The sequence below is a fragment of the Pseudomonas sp. ok272 genome (assembly GCF_900109995.1).
Taxonomy (GTDB): Bacteria; Pseudomonadota; Gammaproteobacteria; order Pseudomonadales; family Pseudomonadaceae; genus Aquipseudomonas.
The window spans coordinates 40,274-61,119 of record NZ_FOCB01000017.1 but is presented as its reverse complement, the minus strand read 5'-3'; the positions used below and the strand labels follow the sequence as shown (position 1 = coordinate 61,119).

Annotated in this window: 18 protein-coding genes; 7 read left to right on the top strand and 11 right to left on the bottom strand. The window is 63.5% G+C overall.

Annotated features, from left to right (window positions below):
• The first annotated feature begins 83 nt into the window (after nt 1–83).
• Together BMW74_RS21145 and BMW74_RS21140 are read left to right on the top strand one after the other, a co-directional pair.
• Nucleotides 84–839 carry a hypothetical protein gene (locus BMW74_RS21145; RefSeq protein ID WP_093426090.1) on the top strand — a complete coding sequence of 252 codons (756 nt, stop codon included), beginning with the start codon at nt 84–86 and terminating at the stop codon, nt 837–839.
• A gap of 176 nt (nt 840–1,015) precedes the next feature.
• Nucleotides 1,016–1,642, top strand: coding sequence for a class I SAM-dependent methyltransferase (locus tag BMW74_RS21140; RefSeq protein WP_093426089.1), 627 nt, complete (start codon nt 1,016–1,018; stop codon nt 1,640–1,642).
• A 266-nt stretch (nt 1,643–1,908) separates the two neighbouring features.
• On the opposite strand, the gene BMW74_RS21135 is transcribed toward BMW74_RS21140, so the two are convergent.
• Genes BMW74_RS21135 through BMW74_RS21125 form a run of 3 tightly spaced genes read right to left on the bottom strand, consistent with a single transcriptional unit; the run spans nt 1,909 to nt 7,117 of the window.
• On the bottom strand, nt 1,909–4,959 hold the full coding sequence (locus BMW74_RS21135) for an efflux RND transporter permease subunit (protein ID WP_093426088.1): 3,051 nt from the start codon (nt 4,957–4,959) through the stop codon (nt 1,909–1,911).
• Nucleotides 4,956–6,023: an efflux RND transporter periplasmic adaptor subunit gene (locus BMW74_RS21130; protein ID WP_093426087.1), complete on the bottom strand. Its 1,068-nt coding sequence runs from the start codon at nt 6,021–6,023 to the stop codon at nt 4,956–4,958. The genes BMW74_RS21135 and BMW74_RS21130 overlap by 4 nt, the downstream gene beginning before the upstream one ends.
• Entirely contained in the window at nt 6,020–7,117 is a 1,098-nt protein-coding gene (locus BMW74_RS21125) for an efflux RND transporter periplasmic adaptor subunit (RefSeq protein WP_093426086.1), read from the bottom strand. The genes BMW74_RS21130 and BMW74_RS21125 overlap by 4 nt, the downstream gene beginning before the upstream one ends.
• Before the next feature lie 255 nt (nt 7,118–7,372).
• Between BMW74_RS21125 and BMW74_RS21120 the strand changes: the two genes are divergently transcribed.
• On the top strand, nt 7,373–8,533 hold the full coding sequence (locus BMW74_RS21120; RefSeq protein WP_093426085.1) for an AAA family ATPase: 1,161 nt from the start codon (nt 7,373–7,375) through the stop codon (nt 8,531–8,533).
• Nucleotides 8,534–8,840: 307 nt separating this feature from the next.
• Here the strand turns inward: BMW74_RS21120 and BMW74_RS21115 are convergent, their stop codons facing one another.
• The 4 genes from BMW74_RS21115 to BMW74_RS21095 all read right to left on the bottom strand — a co-directional run bounded on the left by BMW74_RS21115 (nt 8,841) and on the right by BMW74_RS21095 (nt 13,151).
• A complete protein-coding gene (locus tag BMW74_RS21115; protein ID WP_093426084.1) occupies nt 8,841–9,623 on the bottom strand; it encodes a MetQ/NlpA family ABC transporter substrate-binding protein in 783 nt (260 codons plus the stop codon).
• A gap of 640 nt (nt 9,624–10,263) precedes the next feature.
• Nucleotides 10,264–11,196, bottom strand: a complete 933-nt coding sequence (locus tag BMW74_RS21105; protein WP_093426082.1) for a sigma 54-interacting transcriptional regulator — start codon at nt 11,194–11,196, stop codon at nt 10,264–10,266.
• 55 nt (nt 11,197–11,251) lie between these two features.
• Entirely contained in the window at nt 11,252–11,833 is a 582-nt protein-coding gene (locus BMW74_RS21100; RefSeq protein WP_093426081.1) for an alpha/beta hydrolase, read from the bottom strand.
• Nucleotides 11,834–12,077: 244 nt separating this feature from the next.
• Nucleotides 12,078–13,151 (bottom strand): fatty acid desaturase, encoded by a 1,074-nt coding sequence (locus tag BMW74_RS21095; protein WP_093426080.1) that lies wholly within the window; start codon nt 13,149–13,151, stop codon nt 12,078–12,080.
• 100 nt (nt 13,152–13,251) lie between these two features.
• On the opposite strand from BMW74_RS21095, the gene BMW74_RS21090 reads away from it, so the two are divergent.
• A complete protein-coding gene (locus tag BMW74_RS21090) occupies nt 13,252–14,256 on the top strand; it encodes an AraC family transcriptional regulator (protein WP_093426079.1) in 1,005 nt (334 codons plus the stop codon).
• Nucleotides 14,257–14,262: 6 nt separating this feature from the next.
• On the opposite strand, the gene BMW74_RS21085 is transcribed toward BMW74_RS21090, so the two are convergent.
• Both BMW74_RS21085 and BMW74_RS21080 read right to left on the bottom strand, forming a co-directional pair.
• The gene (locus BMW74_RS21085) at nt 14,263–14,628 is read right to left on the bottom strand and encodes a response regulator (protein WP_093426078.1); all 366 of its coding nucleotides are present in this window, start codon (nt 14,626–14,628) and stop codon (nt 14,263–14,265) included.
• Between the two features lie 75 nt (nt 14,629–14,703).
• Nucleotides 14,704–15,402, bottom strand: a complete 699-nt coding sequence (locus tag BMW74_RS21080) for a Crp/Fnr family transcriptional regulator (protein WP_093426077.1) — start codon at nt 15,400–15,402, stop codon at nt 14,704–14,706.
• Nucleotides 15,403–15,492: 90 nt separating this feature from the next.
• Here BMW74_RS21080 and BMW74_RS21075 point away from each other — a divergent pair, with 90 nt between their 5' ends.
• On the top strand, nt 15,493–16,023 hold the full coding sequence (locus tag BMW74_RS21075) for an Mpo1 family 2-hydroxy fatty acid dioxygenase (RefSeq protein ID WP_093426076.1): 531 nt from the start codon (nt 15,493–15,495) through the stop codon (nt 16,021–16,023).
• Between the two features lie 209 nt (nt 16,024–16,232).
• Here BMW74_RS21075 and BMW74_RS21065 read toward each other — a convergent pair whose 3' ends face one another.
• The gene (locus BMW74_RS21065) at nt 16,233–17,984 is read right to left on the bottom strand and encodes a hybrid sensor histidine kinase/response regulator (RefSeq protein WP_093426074.1); all 1,752 of its coding nucleotides are present in this window, start codon (nt 17,982–17,984) and stop codon (nt 16,233–16,235) included.
• A gap of 35 nt (nt 17,985–18,019) precedes the next feature.
• Here BMW74_RS21065 and BMW74_RS21060 point away from each other — a divergent pair, with 35 nt between their 5' ends.
• Together BMW74_RS21060 and BMW74_RS21055 are read left to right on the top strand one after the other, a co-directional pair.
• Nucleotides 18,020–18,679 (top strand): response regulator, encoded by a 660-nt coding sequence (locus BMW74_RS21060; RefSeq protein ID WP_093426073.1) that lies wholly within the window; start codon nt 18,020–18,022, stop codon nt 18,677–18,679.
• A gap of 432 nt (nt 18,680–19,111) precedes the next feature.
• Complete coding sequence (locus BMW74_RS21055) at nt 19,112–19,732, top strand: LysE family translocator (RefSeq protein WP_093426072.1); 621 nt, start codon at nt 19,112–19,114, stop codon at nt 19,730–19,732.
• 124 nt (nt 19,733–19,856) lie between these two features.
• On the opposite strand, the gene BMW74_RS21050 is transcribed toward BMW74_RS21055, so the two are convergent.
• The gene (locus BMW74_RS21050) at nt 19,857–20,846 is read right to left on the bottom strand and encodes a sulfate/molybdate ABC transporter ATP-binding protein (RefSeq protein ID WP_093426071.1); all 990 of its coding nucleotides are present in this window, start codon (nt 20,844–20,846) and stop codon (nt 19,857–19,859) included.

Here is a 20,846-nt window from a genome sequence, read left to right as displayed (position 1 = left end):
CTCAATTAACTTTAATAACCCGCCACTAACGCACCCGGCATTTCCTTTATGGACTTCGCTACGCGGTTTCAAGGAGAACACTCATGACCTGTCTGTCGAACACAGTTGAACTGACCCCTCCCCGCCTGGCGCAATCCTGCGGGTCAGCCATCAACCTCACCGCGGCGGCGCACCTGCTGATCGAAATCCCGCCGTACACCGGCATGGACGAAGAGGACTTGATCGAACTGTTCTGGAACAACTGCTACGTCACCTCCAAAGTGCTCGCCCGCGCCGACCTCGGCCAGCCCGTGAACCTGCGGGTGCCACAGAGTTTTGTGCACAACGGCAATACACGTATCCACTACAAGGTGATGCAAGTCGGCCAAACCCCGGTGCTGTCGGCGGCGAAGCGATTGCAGGTCAAACTCGACTGCCCTGGCGGTGAGCCGCACACCTTGTGCGCCGACGAAAACCAGAACCTGGCACCTGTGATCATCCCCGAGATAATCCGCCGCCGTGGGCTCAACCCGACCCAGATCAAACGCGGCGTGCCACTGGCCATCGAACCCTACCTGAACATGGCCGCTGGCGATGCGATCACCCTGCAATGGGGCGATGCACGCCTGGACCTGCCACCGCTCAAGGCCAGCGACATCGGCCAGCCCCTCAACCTCTGGGTGCCACCGGCACTGATCCTCGAAGCGGGCGAAGATCCCCGCCTGGAAGTGACCTACTGCATCCTCGACCGGGCCGGGAACAACTCACGCTGGGCACCGCCACGCACGCTCAAAGTCGGGTGCATCAATCCTTGCCTGATCGTGCGTCGCAAGGCGCTCGTACACCCGGCGAAGGGTTGAGGCGGTGTTGCCATTGCCCCACATCGGGAGCCTGACGCCTCACGCCCAAGGCGTTTCCTGACCCGTGAAGGACTGTTCGCTTAGCCGATACGGCAAGCAATCACCGCTACGATAAACCGTCGCGGGTGCAAAAACGCTTATAGTCAGCCCCTGTCCCTTCACCTGTGTAGATGGCCATGAAACACACCCCCGACGACCTCGAACGCATCACCGCCACCACCCTGGGCAACTACAACCACGTGGCCGAGAGCTTTCGCGAAGGCACCCGCGACCACGACGTCAGCCAGAACATCGACGCGCTGCTGCGGCACATCCAGGGCTCGGCGCCCTTCACCGTGCTCGACTTCGGCTGCGGCCCGGGGCGCGACCTGCAGACCTTCACCCGCCTGGGCCATGTCGCCATCGGCCTGGATGGCTCAGCGCAATTCGTGCACATGGCCCGCGAGGACAGCGGTTGTGAAGTCTGGCACCAGGACTTCCTCAACCTCGACCTGCCGGCCGAACACTTCGACGGCCTCTTCGCCAATGCCGTGCTGTTTCACATCCCCGTGCAGGAACTGCCACGGGTACTGAAACAATTGCACGCCAGCCTCAAACCCAACGGCGTGCTATTCAGCTCCAACCCCCGCGGCGACAACCGCGAAGGCTGGAACGGCCAACGCTTTGGCGCCTATCACGACCTGACAGCCTGGCAAGCACTGCTGACCGAGGCCGGGTTTGTCGAACTGGAACACTACTACCGACCGGCTGGGCTACCGCGTGAACAACAGCCCTGGTTGGCGAGTGTTTGGCGCAAGGTTTGAACCGCGGCTGGTAGAGCGAACACTGGATAGCTACGACTGGCCGAAATAGCGACAAAGAAACAGGCGACAGCCGAAAGGACGTCGCCTGTTTCGTGGGTGATGCAATGCTTGAGGCCGTCTTCGCGAGCGGGCTCGCTCCCACAAAGGACCGAGTACACCTGAAGAATCAGGTCAGCTGGAAGGTCGCCATCGCGACGGTGCGGCGATCCGACAAGCCCGCTCCCACAAAAGGGATCTGGGCACACCCGCCAGAGCCGGGCCGCCTGTCAGCCCGTCTTCACCGGCTCCTTGATCCTGTACCAAGCCACATACAACGCCGGCAAAAACAACAACGTCAGCAACGTCGCCGCCACAATCCCGCCAATCATCGCGTACGCCATCGGCCCCCAGAACACCTCCCGCGCAATCGGAATCATCCCCATACTGGCCGCCGCGGCCGTGAGCAAAATCGGCCGACGGCGATGCTCCGTCGCCTGCACCACTGCATCCCACGGCGAATACCCCTCCCGCTCGAACGCATCAATCTGCGTCACCAAAATCACCGAGTTACGAATGATGATCCCAATCAGCGCCAGGATCCCCAGGATCGCCACAAACCCCATCGGCGTCCCCGTCGGCACCAGCGCCAGCACCACACCAATCAAGCCCAGCGGCGCCACGCTGATCACCAGGAACAGCTTCTGCACACTGTGCAACTGAATCATCAGGAAGGTCGCCATCAAGAACAGCATCAGCGGCACAACCTTGGCGATAGGGCCCTGGGCCTTGCCGCTGGACTCCACCGTCCCGCCGGTGGCAACCGAGTAACCGGGCGGCAGGCTGGCGGCGAACGCATCGATGTCCGGCTTGAGCACCTTGACCAGGTCGGTGGGCTGGATCTCATCGCGCACCGCCGCCTTAACGGTGATGGTCGGCTTACGGTCGCGACGCCAGACCAGCGGCTGCTCCAGCTCATAACGCACCGTGGCAAACGACAGCAGCGGGATCGACGTCCCGCTGGGCGTGACAATCTGCAGGTTCTGCAAGGTTTCCGGCGTGCCCCGCTCGGCATCCACCGCGCGCCCGATCACGTTGATCAGGTAGATGTCATCGTCGACCTGGGTCACGGTCGAGCCGCTGACAATGCCGTTCATCAAGCTCGCGACGTCTTCGGACGACAAGCCAAACTGCCGCGCCTTGTCCTGGGCAATGTCGACGCGCAGCACCTTGCCCGGTTCGTTCCAGTCGAAAATGATCTCGCCGATGTGCGAGCTCTGGTCCAGCACGCTGGCCAGGTCGATGGCGAGCTTGCGCACCTGGTCGATGTCCTTGCCACTGATCCGGTACTGGATCGGCCGCCCCACCGGCGGGCCCATTTCCAACGCCTGCACGTAGCTGCCAATACCCACGAAGTCCTCGCGCAGGCGTTCACGCAGGCGCTGGCTGAGCGCTTCGCGCGCCTTGAAGTCCTTGCTGACGATCACCAGTTGCGCGTAGTAGGGGTTCTGCAGTTGCTGATCGAGCGGCAGGTAGAAACGAATCGCGCCCTGGCCAATGTAGGTGCTCCACCGCACGATGTCGGGGTCGCCCTTGAGCGTCGCTTCCAGGCGATCGACCGCCTTGCGGGTCTCCTCGATCGAGGCGTTTTGCGGCAGGTCCAGGTCCACCAGGATTTCCGGGCGGTCGGAGGACGGGAAGAACTGGTTCTGGACGAACCGCATGCCGACCACCGACAACGCGAAGCACAGCAACGTGATCCCGATGGCCCACCAGCGATTGCGCAAGCACCACAACAACCCGCTATTGAACGCCCGGCCGACCGGCCCAGGCTCGGCGGCATGGGGTTTTACGTGGGTACTGAGGATGTGCACCCCGATCACCGGGGCGAACAGCACCGCGACGACCCACGACACCAGCATCGCCACCGCGATCACCGCAAACAGGGTAAAGGTGTACTCGCCCGCCGAGCTTGAGTTCAGGCCAATCGGCACAAAGCCGGCGACGGTCACCAGGGTCCCGGTGAGCATCGGGAACGCGGTCGAGGTATAGGCAAAGGTCGCGGCCTGCTCCTTGGTGTCCCCCATTTCAAGGCGCGAGACCATCATCTCCACCGTGATCATCGCGTCATCCACCAACAGGCCGAGGGCGATGATCAGCGCACCCAACGAGATCCGCTGCATGGTGATGCCGCTGTACTCCATGAACACAAAGACCATCGCCAGCACCAGCGGGATCGAGCACGCCACCACCAGCCCGGCGCGCACCCCCAGGCTGATGAAGCTGACCACCAGCACGATGATCACGGCCTCGAACAGCGCGCGGGTAAAGCCGCCGACGGCTTCTTCGACCACCTGGGCCTGGTCGGAAACCATGTGGATGCCGACCCCCACCGGCAGGTCGGCGGTCAGCTCAAGCATGCGCGCGTGCAGCGCCTTGCCGAACACCTGGATGTTGCCGCCAGCCTTCATGTTGATCGCCAGGCCAATGGCCGGCTGGCCGTTGAAGCGAAACATCGGCGCGGCCGGGTCGACGTAGCCACGGCTGATCTCAGCGATATCGGCCAGGCGATAGAAGCGGTCGTTGAGCTTCAGGTTCACCGCCGCCAGGTCCTTCTCCGAGGCGAACTGCCCGGAGGTGCGCACCGAGATCCGCTCCGGTCCGGCCTCGATCACCCCGGCCGGGGTCACCGCGTTTTGTGCCTGCAGGCTCTGCACCACCTGGCGCTGGTCGATGCCCAGCGCGGCCAGTTTGCGGGTGGAGAAGTTCAGGTACAGCACCTCGTCCTGCTGGCCGACCATTTCCACCTTGCCCAGCCCCGGCACGCTGTGGATCTCGATACGCGCCTGCTCGACGTAGTCGCGCAACTGGCGCATCGACAGGCCGTCGGCGGTAAAGGCGTAGATCGAGCCATAGACATCACCGAACTCATCGTTGAACGACGGCCCCTGGATGCCCTGGGGAAAGGTGCCGCGGATGTCGCCGATCTTCTTGCGCACCTGGTACCAGATGTCCGGGATCGCCTTGGCCGGCGTGGTGTCCAGCAGATACACGTACACCGTGGACTCACCCGGACGGGTGTAGCTTTTCACGTAGTCGAGGGTGTCGAGTTCTTCGAGTTTTTTCTCGATGCGATCGGTGACCTGCTTGAGGGTTTCCTCCTGGGTCGCGCCCGGCCAGCGGGTCTGGATCACCATGGTCTTGGTAGCAAACGTGGGGTCTTCTTCGCGCCCCAGGTTGAGGTAGGAGAACACGCCCATCAACAGGGCGACGAACATCAGGTACCAGACAAACGACTGATGCTTGAGGGCCCATTCGGATAAGTTGAAACTCCCTTTCATCGCGGGCTTTCCTCGTCGATTTTGACTTTTTGCCCGGGTTCCAGGCTGTTCACACCGGCGCTGACCACGCGCTCGCCATTGGTCACACCCTGCCCCAGGATCACCCGCTCCTCGTCGCGGCTGAGCACCGTGACGTCGCGCGGCGAAACCGTCTGGGTCTGCGGGTCGATCACCCAGACCCGGGGCTTGCCGGCCACCTCCTGCAAGGCGCTGCGCGGCAGTTCGATGCGCGGCGCGATGGCGGTGCGCAAGGTCACGCTGATCGCCGTGCCCAGGCGGAAACCGCTCGGCGTGTCGGCCAGCGTCAGGCGGGCACGCCGGGTGCGGGTCGCGCTTTGTGCCTGGGGTTCGATTTCACGCACCGTGGCGGTGGTGTGGATGCTGGGGTCCAACTGGGTTTCGACAGCAAACACCACGTCCGCCGGTAACTGCCCGGCCAGGTCTGCCGGCAGGTCGATCACCGCTTCCTTGATATCCGGGCGCGCCAGGGTCACCACTTGCTGACCGGCCGTCACCACTTGCCCGGCCTCGGCCGACCAGCCCGTCACGACGGCGTCATGGTCGTTGCGCAGTTGGGTGTAGCCCAACTGGTCCCGGGCCTGGCTGACCGCCGCCTTGGCCTGGTCCAGTGAGGCCTGGGTGGTTTTCAGGTCGGTCTGGGCAATGTCCAGTTGCGCCTGGGCGCCCACGCCCTGGTTGAACAACTCCTGCTGGCGGCGCGCGGTGGCCTGGGCATTGATCAACTGCGCACGGACCTTCGCCAGATCGCCCTCGGCCGCACGCAGTTGGTTCTGCTGATCGGTCGGGTCGAGGGTGGCCAACAGCGTGCCGGCCTTGACCTCACTGCCCACGTCGACATTGCGGGTGGCGATCCGTCCTGCGACACGAAAGCCGGTGTTGCTTTCATAGCGCGCCTGGATGCTCCCGGCGAAGCGCCCGAGGTCTTGTTGATCCAGGGTCCGCACTTCGATCGACAGCACCGGGCGCACCGGCGCAGGCGGGGGTTCTTGCTTGGAGCAGGCGGCCAGCAACACCCCCAGCGACATCAGCAACGCGCGCTTCATGGCTGGTTCCCCGTGGCGGTGGCAGGCGGCGTGGCGATCTCCACGAGCACATCGGGATGCAGCAACTGCCCGCCGGCCGTGACGATTTTCTCCCCGGCCGTCAGCCCATCACTGATGATCACACTCCCGGTCTGGTAGCGACCGACCGTGACTACCTGCAAGTTGGCCTTGCCCTGTTCGTCCACTCGCCACACCGCGGGCGCGCTGAGTTTCTTGGTCAGCGCCGACCACGGCAATTCGACGGCTTTCTGTGCCGCCACCTTACCGGTGGCACTGACCACCGCGCCCAGCGGCATGCCCTCGGGCAGTTCCTTGAGCGCGACCTTGATCTGCACGGTGCCGGTTTGCGCCGAGACCGCCGGCGTCACTTCGCGCACGGTGCCAGAGGCCTTGATCTTCGGATTGTCGAGCAGGCTGACCACGATCGACTTGTCTTGCGGGGTGTCCAGCAACAGTGACTCATAGACGTTGAACACCGCATCGCGCTCACCGTCCTGGGCCAGGCTGAAAATCGGCACCGTGGCCTGCACCACTTGCCCGACCTCGGCCTGGCGCTCGGTGATCACACCGGAGGCGTCGGCAATCAGCGCGGTATAGCTCAATTGATCGCGGGCATTGGCCAGTTGCGCCTGGGCGGCGGCCAGGGCGCTCTGGCTACTCAACAGTGCCGCCTGGGCCGAGTCATATTCACTTTGGCTGGTGTAGGCCTTGGGCAACAGTTTCTGCTGGCGGACAAACGCCGCGGCCGTCTGCTTGACCCGCGCCTGCTCGGCCACCACCTGGGCCTGGGCCGAGTCGACATTGGTCTGCAAGTCCTTGGGATCGAGTCGCGCCAGGACCTGCTTGGCCGTCACCCGGTCGCCCACATCGACCATGCGCTGGATAATCTTGCCGCCGACGCGAAACGACAACTGCGTCTGCACCCGGGCCTGGATATCGCCGGTCAAGGTGACTGAAGCCGCGAAATCAGCAGGCTGGACCTCCTGCACAAACACCCTGGGGCGTTCCTTTTCAACCGGCTTTTTTTCACCACATGCCGTCAGCACGGTTAAAAGACTCAGGCCAACGACTATCTTCCATCCAGGACCAGCCATGCAGGCTCCTTGGCAGTTTGGGGGCAAATACGCTTGAGAGCTTAGATCAGGGAAAAAACGGCGCATTGATAGACCGCAATCAATCGCAAGAACGGCGTAGCAGGCGCGTTTGCCACCGTGTGCAGACGGCTTCGTGTCGCCGCTGACACATCCTGGCAAAATCCCTCTCCGGAGAGTGAACGAGCGCGCTTGCCACAGATTAAGTGTTCACTTTCAATGCAGCATGCCCCGTCCCGCTGTTGAAGGAATACGCGGATGCTCAAGACCCTCGCCGTCGCCCATTACCGCTCGATCAATACGCTGGTGATCCCGCTCGGGCGCCTGAACCTGATTACCGGACCCAATGGCAGCGGCAAGTCCAACCTCTACCGCGCCTTGCGCCTGCTGGCCGAGACGGCCCAGGGCGGTGTGGTCAACGCCCTGGCGCGCGAGGGCGGGCTGGATTCGACGTTCTGGGCCGGCCCGCAAACCATCAGCCGGCGCATGCGCAACGGTGATGTGCCCATCCAGGCGTCGGTGCACCAGGGCCCCAAACGCCTGCGCCTGGGGTTTGCCGCCGAGGACTTCAGCTACGCCATCGCCCTGGGCCTGCCGGAGCTGTCGAGCTCGGCGTTTGCCCTGGACCCGGAAATCAAGCGTGAATGCATCTGGGCCGGCGCCGTGTACCGCCCCGCCGCCCTGCTGGTCAACCGCACCGGGCCCGTGGTGCGCTCACGGGTCGAGCGCACCTGGGAAGTGCTGGCCCAGCACACGCCGACCTTCGACAGCCTGTTCGATCAGGTCGGCAGCCTGAGCAGCTCGCCCGAGGTCCTGCAACTGCGCGAGTTCATCCGCCGCTGGCGCTTCTACGATCACTTTCGCAGTGACGCCGATGCCCCCGTGCGCCAACCGCAACTGGGCACCCGCACCCCAGTGCTGCACCACGACGGCCGCGACCTGGCAGCCGCGCTGCAAACCATCCTGGAAATCGGCGATCCCCAGGCCCTGCACACCGCGATCAGCGACGCCTTCCCCGGCGCCCGACTGCACATCCAGCCGCTACAAGGCGCGCGCTTTGCCATCGAGTTCTATCAAGAAGGCTTGCTACGGCCGCTGTCCGCCGCCGAGCTGTCGGACGGCACCTTGCGCTACCTGCTGCTGGTCGCCGCCCTGCTGACCCCACGGCCACCGACGCTGATGGTCCTCAACGAACCGGAAACCAGCCTGCACCCGGACCTGCTGCCGGCGCTGGCGCGGTTGATCATCCGGGCGTCCCATGAGTGCCAGGTGTGGGTGGTGTCCCACGCCAGCCGCCTGATCGCAGCGTTGCAGCAAGACCCCGGGTGCAATGCCATCGTGCTGGAGAAAAACATCGGCCAGACCGAGGTCGTCGGCCAAGGAATACTGGATGAGCCGGCATGGCGCTGGCCGGATTGAACGAGGTCGATGGGTGCCTTTGGGGGCTCCTGTCGCACCAGCGGCGGACAGCTGTTTTACCCATCGCTGTAGGAAGGTTCCTTTTTTAAGCTCGTCCCTCCCAGGTCAAACAACCTGGCGCCACACTCCACGGCCGAGCACCGACCTAGATAATTGAAATGACTGACGCAACACCCGCCAAGCGCATGGACCCGCAAGATGCCTTGAAGTGGTTGATCGCCCTGCGCCGGGCGCTCCAACCACAATAAAAAACGCCGACGCTGGATCAGCCGTCGGCGTTGAAACCTTGGTCGGGCTTACCGCGTGATCAGAACGCCGGCAACACCGCACCGCTGTATTTCTTCTCGATGAACGCTTTGACTTCCGGGCTGGTCAGGGCCTTGGCCAGCTTCTGGATCGCCACGCTGTCCTTGTTGTCAGGACGTGCCACCAGGAAGTTCACGTAAGGCGAATCCGGCCCTTCGATCAGCAGCGCATCTTTGGCCGGATTCAGGCCCGCTTCCAGCGCGTAGTTGGTGTTGATCATGTCCAGATCGACCTGATCCAGCACACGCGGCAGCATGGCCGACTCCAGCTCCTTGAACTTGAAGTTGTGCGGGTTCTTGGCGATGTCCTTGGGCGTGGACACGGCGTTTGTCGGGTCTTTCAACTCGATCAGGCCAGCCTTCTGCAACAGAATCAGCGCACGGCCGCTGTTACTGCCTTCGTTCGGGATAGCGATGGTGGCGCCATCCTTGAGTTCAGCCAGGGACTTGACCTTCTTCGAGTAACCCCCGAACGGCTCGACATGAACGCCGATCACCGTTACCAGATTAGTGCCTTTGCCTTCGTTGAAACTCTTCAGGTACGGCAGGGTCTGGAAATAGTTGGCGTCCAGACGCTTCTGATCGACCTGTACGTTGGGCTGCACGTAGTCGGTGAACACCTTGATTTCCAGGTCCACGCCTTCTTTGGCAAGCGCCGGCTTGATCAGCTCAAGAATCTCGGCATGAGGCACCGGCGTCGCGGCCACTACCAACTTCTCATTCGCTTGAGCCAAACCCGCAGCCAGGGCAGCCGCCAATGCGGTGAACAACAAAACCTTTTTCATGCAGTGTCCTTATTTGTCGTTGTCGACAACAGCTTAAACGTAGGGTGCCAGTGAAGAGCTATCAGTGGCGTGAGAGGGAAGATACCGAGGGTTTTTATTCCTGAACAATACCTTTTATTCACTTTCATATTCCATTTTGTTCATACAGCCTTGCCTGCACCTGTGAGGAATGGAGTGACTGCCAAGTCGCCTTCGCGAGCAGGCTCGCTTCCACCAAAAGCAAAACCACCAGCCCCACCGATCCGCTCTTCACCACTCAACAGGCCGAGCGGTAGCTCGCCTGCAGCTCTTGATCCACCCGCCCCATCGGCAGGCTGAGTGGAGGTATGCCTCTGGGGACTGGCGCGCAGCGCCGTTCGACGCAGTCGAACTCATCGCATGGAGGTGCAGCGAAGCAAACCGGAGGCGATGCCCCCAGAGGGATACCGTAGCGAAGGAACCCCGAGCCTTAGCGAGGGGCCGGACGCGGGGGCGAGACCTTTGCTTCCTTTGGGCTGGGCCGGCACTCCGGCGTTTGCCAAAGGGAGTCGACCGTCAGGGCGAAACCAAAAGCCGCCACACCCGCAGCAATGGATATGCACACCACCCGCCAAGCCTTCGCGAGCGGGCTCGCTCCCACAGTTGGACCTGGGTACATCCACTAGCGATTGACCACCCCACCACCCCCCCGCAACAACCGCTTCAACGCCTCACGCTCAGCATCCGTCCCCCCCTCGACAATCCCCTTGAGCAGTAGCTCAACCTGCGCCAACGGCGACAGCAAATTCAAATGCCCAGGAAGAATCTCCTCACCACTGCTGACCAACAACGCAAAGTGAATGACATTCTCCAACTCCCGGGTATTCCCCGGCCAACTGTGCTGCTCCAGCACCCGCTGCGCCTCATCACTGATCAACGGCACGGGCAGCCCCAGGCGCTGACTGTAGATACCCAGGAAATACTCGGCCAACGACTGAATATCCCCCACCCGCTCGCGCAGCGCCGGCAATTGCAGTTGGCCTTCACTGAGGTAGTGATAGAGCCGCTCATGAAACTTGCCCGCCGCCACCGCCTGGGCCAGGTCAATGCTGGTGGCCGCCACCAGGCGCACATCCACCGGGCTGGGCTGCTGCGCGCCAACCCGGGTGACCTCGTGGTTCTCCAGGGCAGCGAGCAGCTTGATCTGGATCGGCAGCGGCAAGTCGCCGATCTCATCCAGGTACAACGTCCCGCCATTGGCCGAACCGAACCAACCGGCGCGACTGCTGGCCGAGCCGGTGAAACTGCCAGCGGCATAGCCGAACAACTCAGCATCGGCGTAGGTCGGGCTGATCGCCCCGCAGTTGACCGAGACGAACAACCCGCCGCGATCACTGGCGCGGTGAATGTGCCGGGCCAGCAACTCTTTGCCGCTGCCGGTTTCACCGCGGATCAACACCGAGAGTGAGCGCGTTGCCAGTTGCTCAAGCTCCTGGCGCAACTGGCGCGAGCGTGGATCGACGAACACCAGCGCCTTGGCGCGAATGCTCAGGGGGCTTTTTTCCGCGTCGGGAAAGGTCAACAAGGGCTGGCCGAAGGACTCATGCACACTCATGGCAGGCTCCCGCCCAAAACCGCCAGGCGACGGGGGCGTTCAAATAAACGTAGATTCAGGCACGACGCAGGGCGTGGTGTTCCAGGCGATTCTGCAGGCGATACAGGTAGGCAAACCCTTGCTCCCAGCGATGGTGGCCGGACTTGACGTTGATGTGCCCGGCGCCCGTCAGGACGCCCGCCTCGGCGCCCCAATGGCGCGCCAGTTGCAGCGCACGCGGGGCACTGACGGCAGCATCGTTGTCGGAGCTGACCACTTGGCTGGGGAACGGCAGCAGGTGCGTGGGGATCGGCGCGAAGTTGCGCAGGGCCGGTACGCAGGCCGGCCGCTCGACATCCGCCGGCGCCACCAGCAACGCGCCGCGCACCTGGCGCAATGCGGCAAGCGGTGCAGTAGCGGCCCAATGGGCAACGGTGATGCAACCCAGGCTGTGGGCGATCAGGATCACCGGCGTGCTGTCGGCCTGGATCGCTTCGGCCAACGCCGCGACCCAGTCTTCGCGCCGGGGTGTCAGCCAGTCGGCCTGCTCGACCCGGGCGCTATTGGGCAGGCTGCGCTGCCAATGGCTTTGCCAATGATCTTCCGGCGATCCTTGCCAGCCCGGCACAATCAGGTAGCGAATGGGTTCGTTGCGCATGGGGCGCTCTCCTGTGCGTGTCTGTTCCTGGTCGAGTATAGGGAGAGGTTTTATATTCGTTAAGGAATAAGAAGCTATTTATTAATATCAAAAAGACATATAAAGCCCTGCGCCGTAGGAGCGAGGCTTGCCCGCGAGCGCGGTGTGTCTGCAACAGTGCCGCTGGCTGACACGCCCTTTTCGCGGGCAAGCCTCACTCCTACAACAATCCAGTGTGGGAGCGAGCCTGCTCGCGAAGAGGCCATCAAGCCCGCGCCGCGTGCACCTTTTCCCCCGCCACCGCCTCCTGGCGCACAAACCGATTCGCCCGCCCGAACGTCCCGAAATCATTGAAGCGCACCCCCATCTCGCGCATCACCTTGTGTGCCACCGGTACGGTGAGTTGACGGAGGTAGAACGGTTCCTTGACCACAAAGTGATGGATGCCATGGCTGCTGCCGAAATTGCAGCAGAACGCCTGCAACGGCCACATCCACCAGGGGTTGAGCACCTGGGTCTGCTGGATCACATTGCCCGCCTCGATGTCGCCGTAGTAGTGCATGTTGGAGCTGACAACGTGCAGGCAAAAGGTGCGCAGCACGTTCGGCCCAATGATCACCACCACCGCGACCTGGATCACCTGCATCACCGCCAGCGTGCTCGCCGACCACTCGACCGGGCTGCCCAAAAGGTAGGCGATGCCATTGACGGCATGAAAACCCAGGAACACATACCACGCCCCCCAATGCACCAGCGCCAGCGGCGCGTAGGCCATCAGCGTGCGCCTGGCGATGCTCCACCTGTGGGCCCAGGTCTTGGCCCGCAGCAGGCGGATGAACGCCGACATCAGGTTGTCGCCGACCATCAGCAAACGCGCGATCCCCCACGGTTCGCCATTGGTGATGGCACGCTCTTCCACGTCGGTCTCGGTGCCGGACACCTTGTGGTGATTGAGGTGCAGGTGACGGCGAATCCAGGGGTTGATGGTGCTCGGCCGCGCCAGCCACACCAGGCCCATCATCAGGTTGTGGGGCAGGCGTTGCTTGCGAAAGTACAGGCTGTGGATCAGGTCGTGTTCCAGCTCGTGGGTCAGGGAGGCGAAAAATGCGTTGAGCAGCAGACAGGCCCACCCGGCCAGGTGCCCGCTCATGTACAGCGCCGCCGAGCCGATCATCCCGACCAGGGCAAGGGCCAGGATGCCCACGCCAATGGTGTCCTGATGCTTGAGCAGCGGGTAACGCTCGCGCAGTTCGACGCCCTTGGCCAACACCACTTGGCGAATGTGTGCGGATCGTTGTTGTGCATTCAGGCGTTCGGGACTTGCAGAAGTACCGTGCATGCTTCCATCCTCTGGTTATTGATGTTCGCATCCTGCCTTGTGCGCGCACCCAGGGTGCTAGCTGTGAACGCCAACCTGTTGACCTTGAGCGCCAATCATCATGATTGAACCCACCTCCCTCGCCAGTTGGACCCGCGCCCTGCGCAAGCAACTCGATGCCCTGGACCTGGACAGTGCTGCCCTGTGCCGACAAGCTGGGCTCGACCCGCAGTTGATGGACGACCCCAACGCCCGCTACCCACTGTCCGCCACCACCCGTTTGTGGGAACTGGCGGTGCAGGCCAGCGGCGACCCGGCAATCGGCCTGCGCGTGTCGCGCTTCGTCAGCCCCACCACCTTCCATGCGCTGGGGTATGCGCTGGTGGCCAGCAGCAACCTGCGAGAAGTCTTCGAGCGCATCGTGCGGTATCACCCGGTGGTCAGTGACGCCCTGACGCTGGGACTCAGCCGTGGCGCGGACCGCTATCGGTTCACCCTCAAGGTCCCCGAAGGCGGCCCGCCACCCGCACCGCAAGCCATCGACGCCTTCGCCGCGATCTACGTGCGCACCTGCCGCAACCGCCTGGGCCGCGACTACGCGCCGCTGGCGGTGTACCTGCGCCGCCCGGAACCTGCGGACCCGCAGCCCTGGCACAAGGTGTTCCGCGCGCCGGTATTCTTCGCCGCCACCGAGGACTGCCTGGAGTTTGCCCTCGTCGACTTTGACAGCCACCTGGACGACGCCAACCCGGAACTGGCCGAGCACAACGAAACCGTGCTCAAGCGCACCCTGGCCCAACTCCAGCCACTGACCTGGGAGCGCAAGGTGCGTCACGCCATTGAAGAACAACTGCCCGAAGGCGAACCCAGCGCCGAACACATCGCCCAGGCCTTGCACCTGAGCCTGCGCAGCCTGCAACGCCACCTGGCGGACGAAGGCTGTCGGTTCGACACCCTGCTCAACGAAAGCCGCGAAAACCTCGCGTTGCTGCACCTGCGCGATCCACAGTGCTCATTGAGTGAAATCAGCTACCTGCTCGGTTTCGCCGACGCCAGCAGCTTCAGCCGCGCGTTCAAGCGCTGGACCGGCCTGACGCCGGGGCAGTTCAGGGATGGGTTGCGTTGAAGGGGATCAACGCCCGCGATCACGCCGTACCACCTTGCGCGCCCGGGTCACCAACTCGCTCACGGTGAAGGGTTTGAGCAGGTAGTCATCCTCATGCAGCTCCAGGTCGCGCAGGCGGTCTTCGATGCCGTCGTGGGTGGTCAGCAACAGCACCGGCGTTGCGCCGAGCTTGCGGATTTGTTGCAGCAACTGCCAGCCGTTGAGGCCGGGCAGCATCACATCGAGGATGATCAGGTCGTATTCACCGGTCTCGATGAAGCGTCGGCCGGCCATGCCGTTGTCCGCCACATCCACGGTGTAACCGGCTTCGCTCAGGCCCTGGGCCAACAGTTTTGCGGTTTCGGGTTCATCTTCCACTAACAGCACACGCATGGCACACCTCGAATAAACGTCGCTACAGGCTAGGCGCCTTGGCGCACAAAGCCCATCACTAACGGTTATTTCGGATCAGTTGAACCCGTCGACGCCCGCCAGGGCCTGCAAGCGCGGGGTATCGAGCAGTTCGATCTCGCCATACCCCAGGCGCAGCATGCCCTGGTGCTCCAGGTCCTTGAGGATCTGGTTGGTGGTCTGGCGCGACAATGACAGCAACAGCGCCAGCTGTTCCTGGGGCAGTTGCAGGACGCGGCGGGTGGCGGTGGTCTCGCCGTAGCCTTGGGCAATCATCAGCAAGCGGTGCGCCACCCTGGCCGGCGCCGGCAGCAGGGTCAGTTGCTCCAGGTTGATCAGGGTCAGGCGCAGCTTGTGGCTCATCAGCAGCGCCAGGTGGCGCCAGTGTTGCGGCTGCTGGTCCAGGAAGGCCAGCAGCGTGGCCTGCGGGATCTGCAGCAGCACACTGGAGCCCACCGCGTCGGCATCATGGGTGCGCGGCTGGCCGTCGAACAGGCAGATTTCGCCGAACCAGTGCACCGGCTCGATCAGGCTCAGCAGCGCCTCCTTGCCCTGCTCGCTCACCGCGCCGACCCGTATCGCGCCTTCGAGCACCGCATACAGGCCACACGGCGCATCGCCCCGGGCGAACAGCCGCTGGCCCGCCGACAAGCGCCGCACGCGGGCCAGGGACAGCAGGCTATCCTGAAGGGAGGACGGCAAATGGCTGAACCACTGACCCTGTAGCAGATGGGATCGCCAGGCCTGTGCGTGCATGCATGCATACTCCAACGTGATTGTCGCCTGGCTGACAGAGCGGCGACGGCCCCCGGGGGCATGATCGACCACCCTACAGGAGGAATAACAATGAAAAGCCTCGTTGACCACCTCAGTCAATACGCCGCGTATCACCGCGACCCACGCAATATCGCCAGCCACTTCATCGGGATCCCGCTGATCGTGGTCGCCGTGGCCGTGCTGCTGTCGCGGCCGGCCTGGCCAGTGGCCGGGATCGGTTGGTCGCCTGCGGTGTTGCTGGCGCTGGCCTCGGCCTGGTTTTACCTGCGCCTGGAAGTGCGCCTCGGGGTGTTGATGACGGTGTTGCTGGGCTTGTCGGTGTGGCTCGGCCAGGTCCTCGCGCAGCAGAGTACGCTGGTCTGGCTGGGCAGCGGCATCGCGATGTTCGTGGTGGGCTGGGCGATCCAGTTTGTCGGCCACTACTACGAGGGGCGCAAGCCGGCGTTCGTCGATGACGTCAGCGGGCTGATCGTCGGGCCGCTGTTCGTGGTGGCGGAGTTGGCGTTCATGCTCGGCCTGCGCCACGACCTCAAGGAACAGGTCGAACAACGCGCAGGCCCGGTGCGCCCCGCGGCGCACCGGCGTTCCGGGCAGGTTTAGCTCACGCGCCAGTCCGGAACGTGTGGGCATTGCCTGCTCGCAATCAACATCATCGCTGCCGGCTCAAACACTTTCGCGAGCAGGCTCGCTCCCACAGGCAATACTTCGACATTCAAACAGTCCGTGGCTCGCGCTGGGTCGCGCAGCGGCCCCATACAAGGGACGGCTACGCCGTCCAGCGCGAGCAGGCGCGCGCCCACACAGTCCGTTCAATCCCGGGCATCCAGGCACGTCTTGAGACTGTCGCGCAGCAGCGTGGCGTCGAGGGGTTTTTGCAGCACGCGGAACTCGCTCTGGGCCGTGCTATCCAGGCAGGCTCCCGAGGTGTCGCCGGTGATGATGATCGCCGGCACCGCCTCGTTGAGGTAATGCCGCGCGCGGCGGATCGCTTCCAGGCCATTCATCCCGCTCAAGCGAAAATCACTGAGAATCAAATGGACCTCGGCCGGGCCCTTTTCGGCCGCTTCGCCATGCCGATTGCAGGCCTCTTGCACCGAGGCCCCGGCGTACACCTTGTGGCCCCAGACTTCGAGCAGTTGGCGCAGCGCGTCCAGCACCGTGAGCTCGTTGTCGATGATCAGGATGCCCAGCCCGGCGCCCCGTGCGCCCACCGGCTGCGGCGGGCGCAACGTGGCCGGCGGCACGGCCAGCGGCACGCGGATGGCAAACATCGAGCCGCTGCCCAGGGCCGATGAGATTCGCACCTCATGCCCCAGCAGCTTTGCGGTATGACGCACGATGGCCAACCCCAGGCCCAAGCCCTGGCTGCGATCACGTTCGGCGTTATGCAACTGGACGAACTCTTCGAAGATCTGCTCGCGGTACTTCCTGGCGATGCCGGGGCCGGTATCGAACACTTGGATCTCCAGGCTCGTGCCTCGCCGTCGGCACCCCAGCAGCACGCCGCCTTCGTGGGTGTAGCGAAAGGCGTTGGACAGCAGGTTGTCGAGCATGCGCTTGAGCAGCACCGGGTCACTGTCGACCCACAGGCCGCGTGGACGCACCCGCCAATGCAGCAACCGGGCCCGAGCGTTGGCGCCAAATTCGTCCGCCAGGTCGGCGAACAGGCGCTCCACCGACACCGCTTCCCGGGTCACCGGCACCACCCCGGCGTCCAGCTGGGAGATATCCAGTAAGCCGTTCAACAGCCCTCCCAGGTTGCCGATCACCGTGCCCAGGCGGGCCGCCAGGTCGCGGGCCTTGGCCGCCGCCACATCGCCGCGCTCGGCCAGGGCCGCCAGGCCCGCCACGAACAGGCCCAAGGCATGGATCGGCTGGCGCAGGTCATGGCTGGCCGACGCCAGGAAGCGCGACTTGGCCTGGTCAGCCGCCTGGGCGCGGTCGCGCTCCAACTCCAACCGGCCCACCAGGTCGACGTTTTCCAGGCGCAGGCCGATGGTCTCGCACAACGACCGATAGGTGACCCGGCAGTAGTACACATTGACCGCGGCCAGGCAGGCGACAAACAACAAATAAGTGGTGTATATCTCCCCGGACTGGATCAGACACTGTAGGGTGACCGGAGCCAGCATAGCCAGCATCAAGCCCACATACGCCGCCGGAAACGCCGAGAGCGAGGGCACGGCACCGCATACCAGGCCCGTGAGCACCACGCAGCTGAAGGCCAGCATCTGCGGATCACCGCTGGCGAAGCCAACCCAGCCGATCACGCCCCACAACAGGCTCGATGCCCAGGACAGCCCGGCCGCCCACCAGCCCCAGGTTTGCGGGTTGCCGATACCGGCCTTGGACGATTGCTCAAAGTAGCGCAGTGCCAGCATCAGCCGACAGGCAGTCAGGCCGTACATGCCCAGGATCCAGGCGCCGATTTCGCTCAGCGTCGCGACATCGCGAAAGATGTACGCCACCGGCCAAGGTATGACGAAGTTGGCAAACAGCACACCGTAGGACTGTCGAAACAACAGATCGACGAAGTACTTGCGCTGATTCGTGTCGGGCATGGCGAAATCTCAACGAATAAGAAGAGCAACTGACAATGGAAGCGAAGCGCCTGAACGTCTTGATTGCCGATGACCATAGCATCGTGCGCGATGGCCTGAAGTTTCTGCTCTCGACCCGTGATGACCTGCTCGTCGTCGGCGAGGCCGCCAACAGCGACGAGATTCTCCACGTCCTGTCCGAGCAGCGCGTCGACCTGCTGTTGCTCGACCTGGGCATGCCCGGGGTCAACCGCCTGCAATTCATCCGCGACCTGCGTGGCGACTACCCCAAGCTGAAAATCCTGGTGCTGACCGCCAACATCGAGCTGAGCACCATCCGTGGCGTACTCGATGCCGGTGTACATGCCTACATCACCAAGGCCGATGAAAGCCACGAACTGTTCGACGCGATTGACGCCGTGCGCCTGAACAACCGCTACCTGGCCCTCTCCGTACGCTTTGCCGTCGATGGCCATGACCACACCCCCAGCGACATCGGCGAGCACCTGATCGCCCAGGCCGAACTGACCCCGCGCGAACGCCAGATCCTCAGCCTAGTCGCCCAGGGCGCCACCGCCCGCGACATCGCCGAACGGTTCTGCATCAGCCCGTTCACCGTGCGCAAGCACCGGGAAAACCTGATGCGCAAACTCGACCTGCACAACACCGCGGAACTGGCGGTTTATGCCGTGCGCCTGGGTTTGCCCACGGGCTGAACAAACCAATCCCTGTGGGAGCGGGCTTGCTCGCGAACGCGGTGTGCCTGTCCACTGTGATGTTGAATGTGCCGCAGCCTTCGCGAGCAAGCCCGCTCCCACAATGGTCCACGGCGAACACACATCCGGGAGCAGTTCAATTCCTTGTAGGAGCGAGGCTCAACCCAGATTCCTGCTCGCGATGGCGGTGACGAGCGGCATGGCTAAGACAGTTGCTCCCACAAGGTTGTGTGCCAAGGCTGAGATCGAACGCATCCAGCATCACCCCCCAACTGATCTGACAAAATACGACACCTGTCGTATTTCTACGCGCCTGGCCGGTCCCTAACCTTGCGGCTCTGGTATTTCGCTGCACGCAAGACCTGCTGTTCCTCTGTTCCAGCGTTCTCCAGAACTTGCCCACGGGCACACAGCCACTGGAAGAACACCCTCATGTCACTGCAACTCTGGATCCCCTTCGCCACCGCCACACTGGCCTTCGCCTGCATGCCGGGCCCGGCGATTCTCTACATGACCAGCCAGACCCTGGCCCACGGCCGGCGCGCCGGGCTCAAGGCGGCACTGGGTATTCACCTGGGCTGCTACGCCCACATCGCCGCCGCGACGTTCGGTTTGTCGGCATTGCTGCATGCCGCGCCCATGGCATTCGACGTCATCCGCCTGGCCGGTGCCGGCTACCTGATCTGGCTGGGCGGATCGATGATCGTCAAGAGCCGGCATGCCGCCGATGCAGACCCCGAGCACAAGCCCGGCGTGCTGCGCGACAGTGTGGTGGTGGAGGTCCTCAACCCGAAGACCGCGCTGTTCTTCCTGACCTTTCTGCCGCAGTTCGTCGACGTCACCGCCTCGGCCCCGGTCTGGTTGCAGTTCCTGGTGCTGGGGAGCTTCGTCAACCTGGTGTTTTCGTTTGCCGATGTGGCGGCGGTGCTGGGCGCGTCGGTGTTGCTCGGCCCGTTGTCATCGCCCAGGTTCAAGCGCTTCGTGCCGCGTTTAAGCGGCTCGATCCTGATGGGGTTGGGGTGTGTGTTGGTGTTGCAGGATGGGTTCAACTGAACCACAGCAATCCAACGTGGGAACGAGACCGGCTTGCCGGCGATGAGGCCGGCACTGCCAACATCACCGTTGACTGGCACACTGCTTTCGCGAGCAGGCTCGCTCCCACAGGGATTGCGGCGGGTTAGAGGTTGGCGATCTTCTGCCAGACCTTGGGCTTGAAGAACAGCGTCTCGCCCTTGGCCAGGCCGGTCAGGCTGTCGTGGTCCTTGACCACTTCGGCCTCGATCAACTCACTCTGACCCTCCACCTTCAGCGTCACCCGCGTGGTCGCGCCCAGTGGGCGGATGTCGCGCACCTCGGCAGGGTGGTGGTCTTCCAGCTCATGGCGCGACAGCGACACTTCATGGGGACGGAACAACACGTGCTTGTCTTCGCCCAGGTGCAAGCGGTTCGAGTCACCGAGGAAGTGGTACACGAAGTCGCTGGCCGGGTTTTCGTAGACATCGCCCGGCGAGCCGATCTGCTCGATCACGCCCTTGTTCATCACCACGATGCGATCCGCCACTTCCATGGCTTCTTCCTGGTCGTGGGTCACGAACACCGACGTCAGGTTGATGTCTTCGTGCAGGCGCGCCAACCAGCGACGCAGCTCTTTACGGACCTTGGCATCCAGCGCACCAAACGGTTCGTCGAGCAACAGCACCTTGGGCTCTACCGCCAGGGCGCGGGCCAGGGCGATCCGTTGGCGCTGGCCGCCGGAGAGTTGTTCGGGGTAGCGGTCCGACAGCCAGTCCAGTTGCACCATGTTGAGCAACTCGTGGACTTTCACCGCAATCTGGCTTTCGCTCGGGCGCTGGTTCTTGGGCTTCATGCGCAGGCCGAACGCGACGTTGTCGAACACCGTCATGTGGCGGAACAACGCATAGTGCTGGAACACAAACCCGACGTTGCGATCACGCACGTCGTGCCCGGACACGTCCTCACCGTGGAACACGATGCTGCCCTGGTCCGGGGTTTCCAGCCCGGCGATGATCCGCAACAGGGTGGTCTTGCCGCAGCCGGACGGGCCGAGCAAGGCCACCAGCTCGCCGCTCTGGATGTCCAGGCTGATGTTGTCCAGCGCCTTGAACGCATTGAAATTCTTGCTGACGTTACGCACTTCGATCGACAT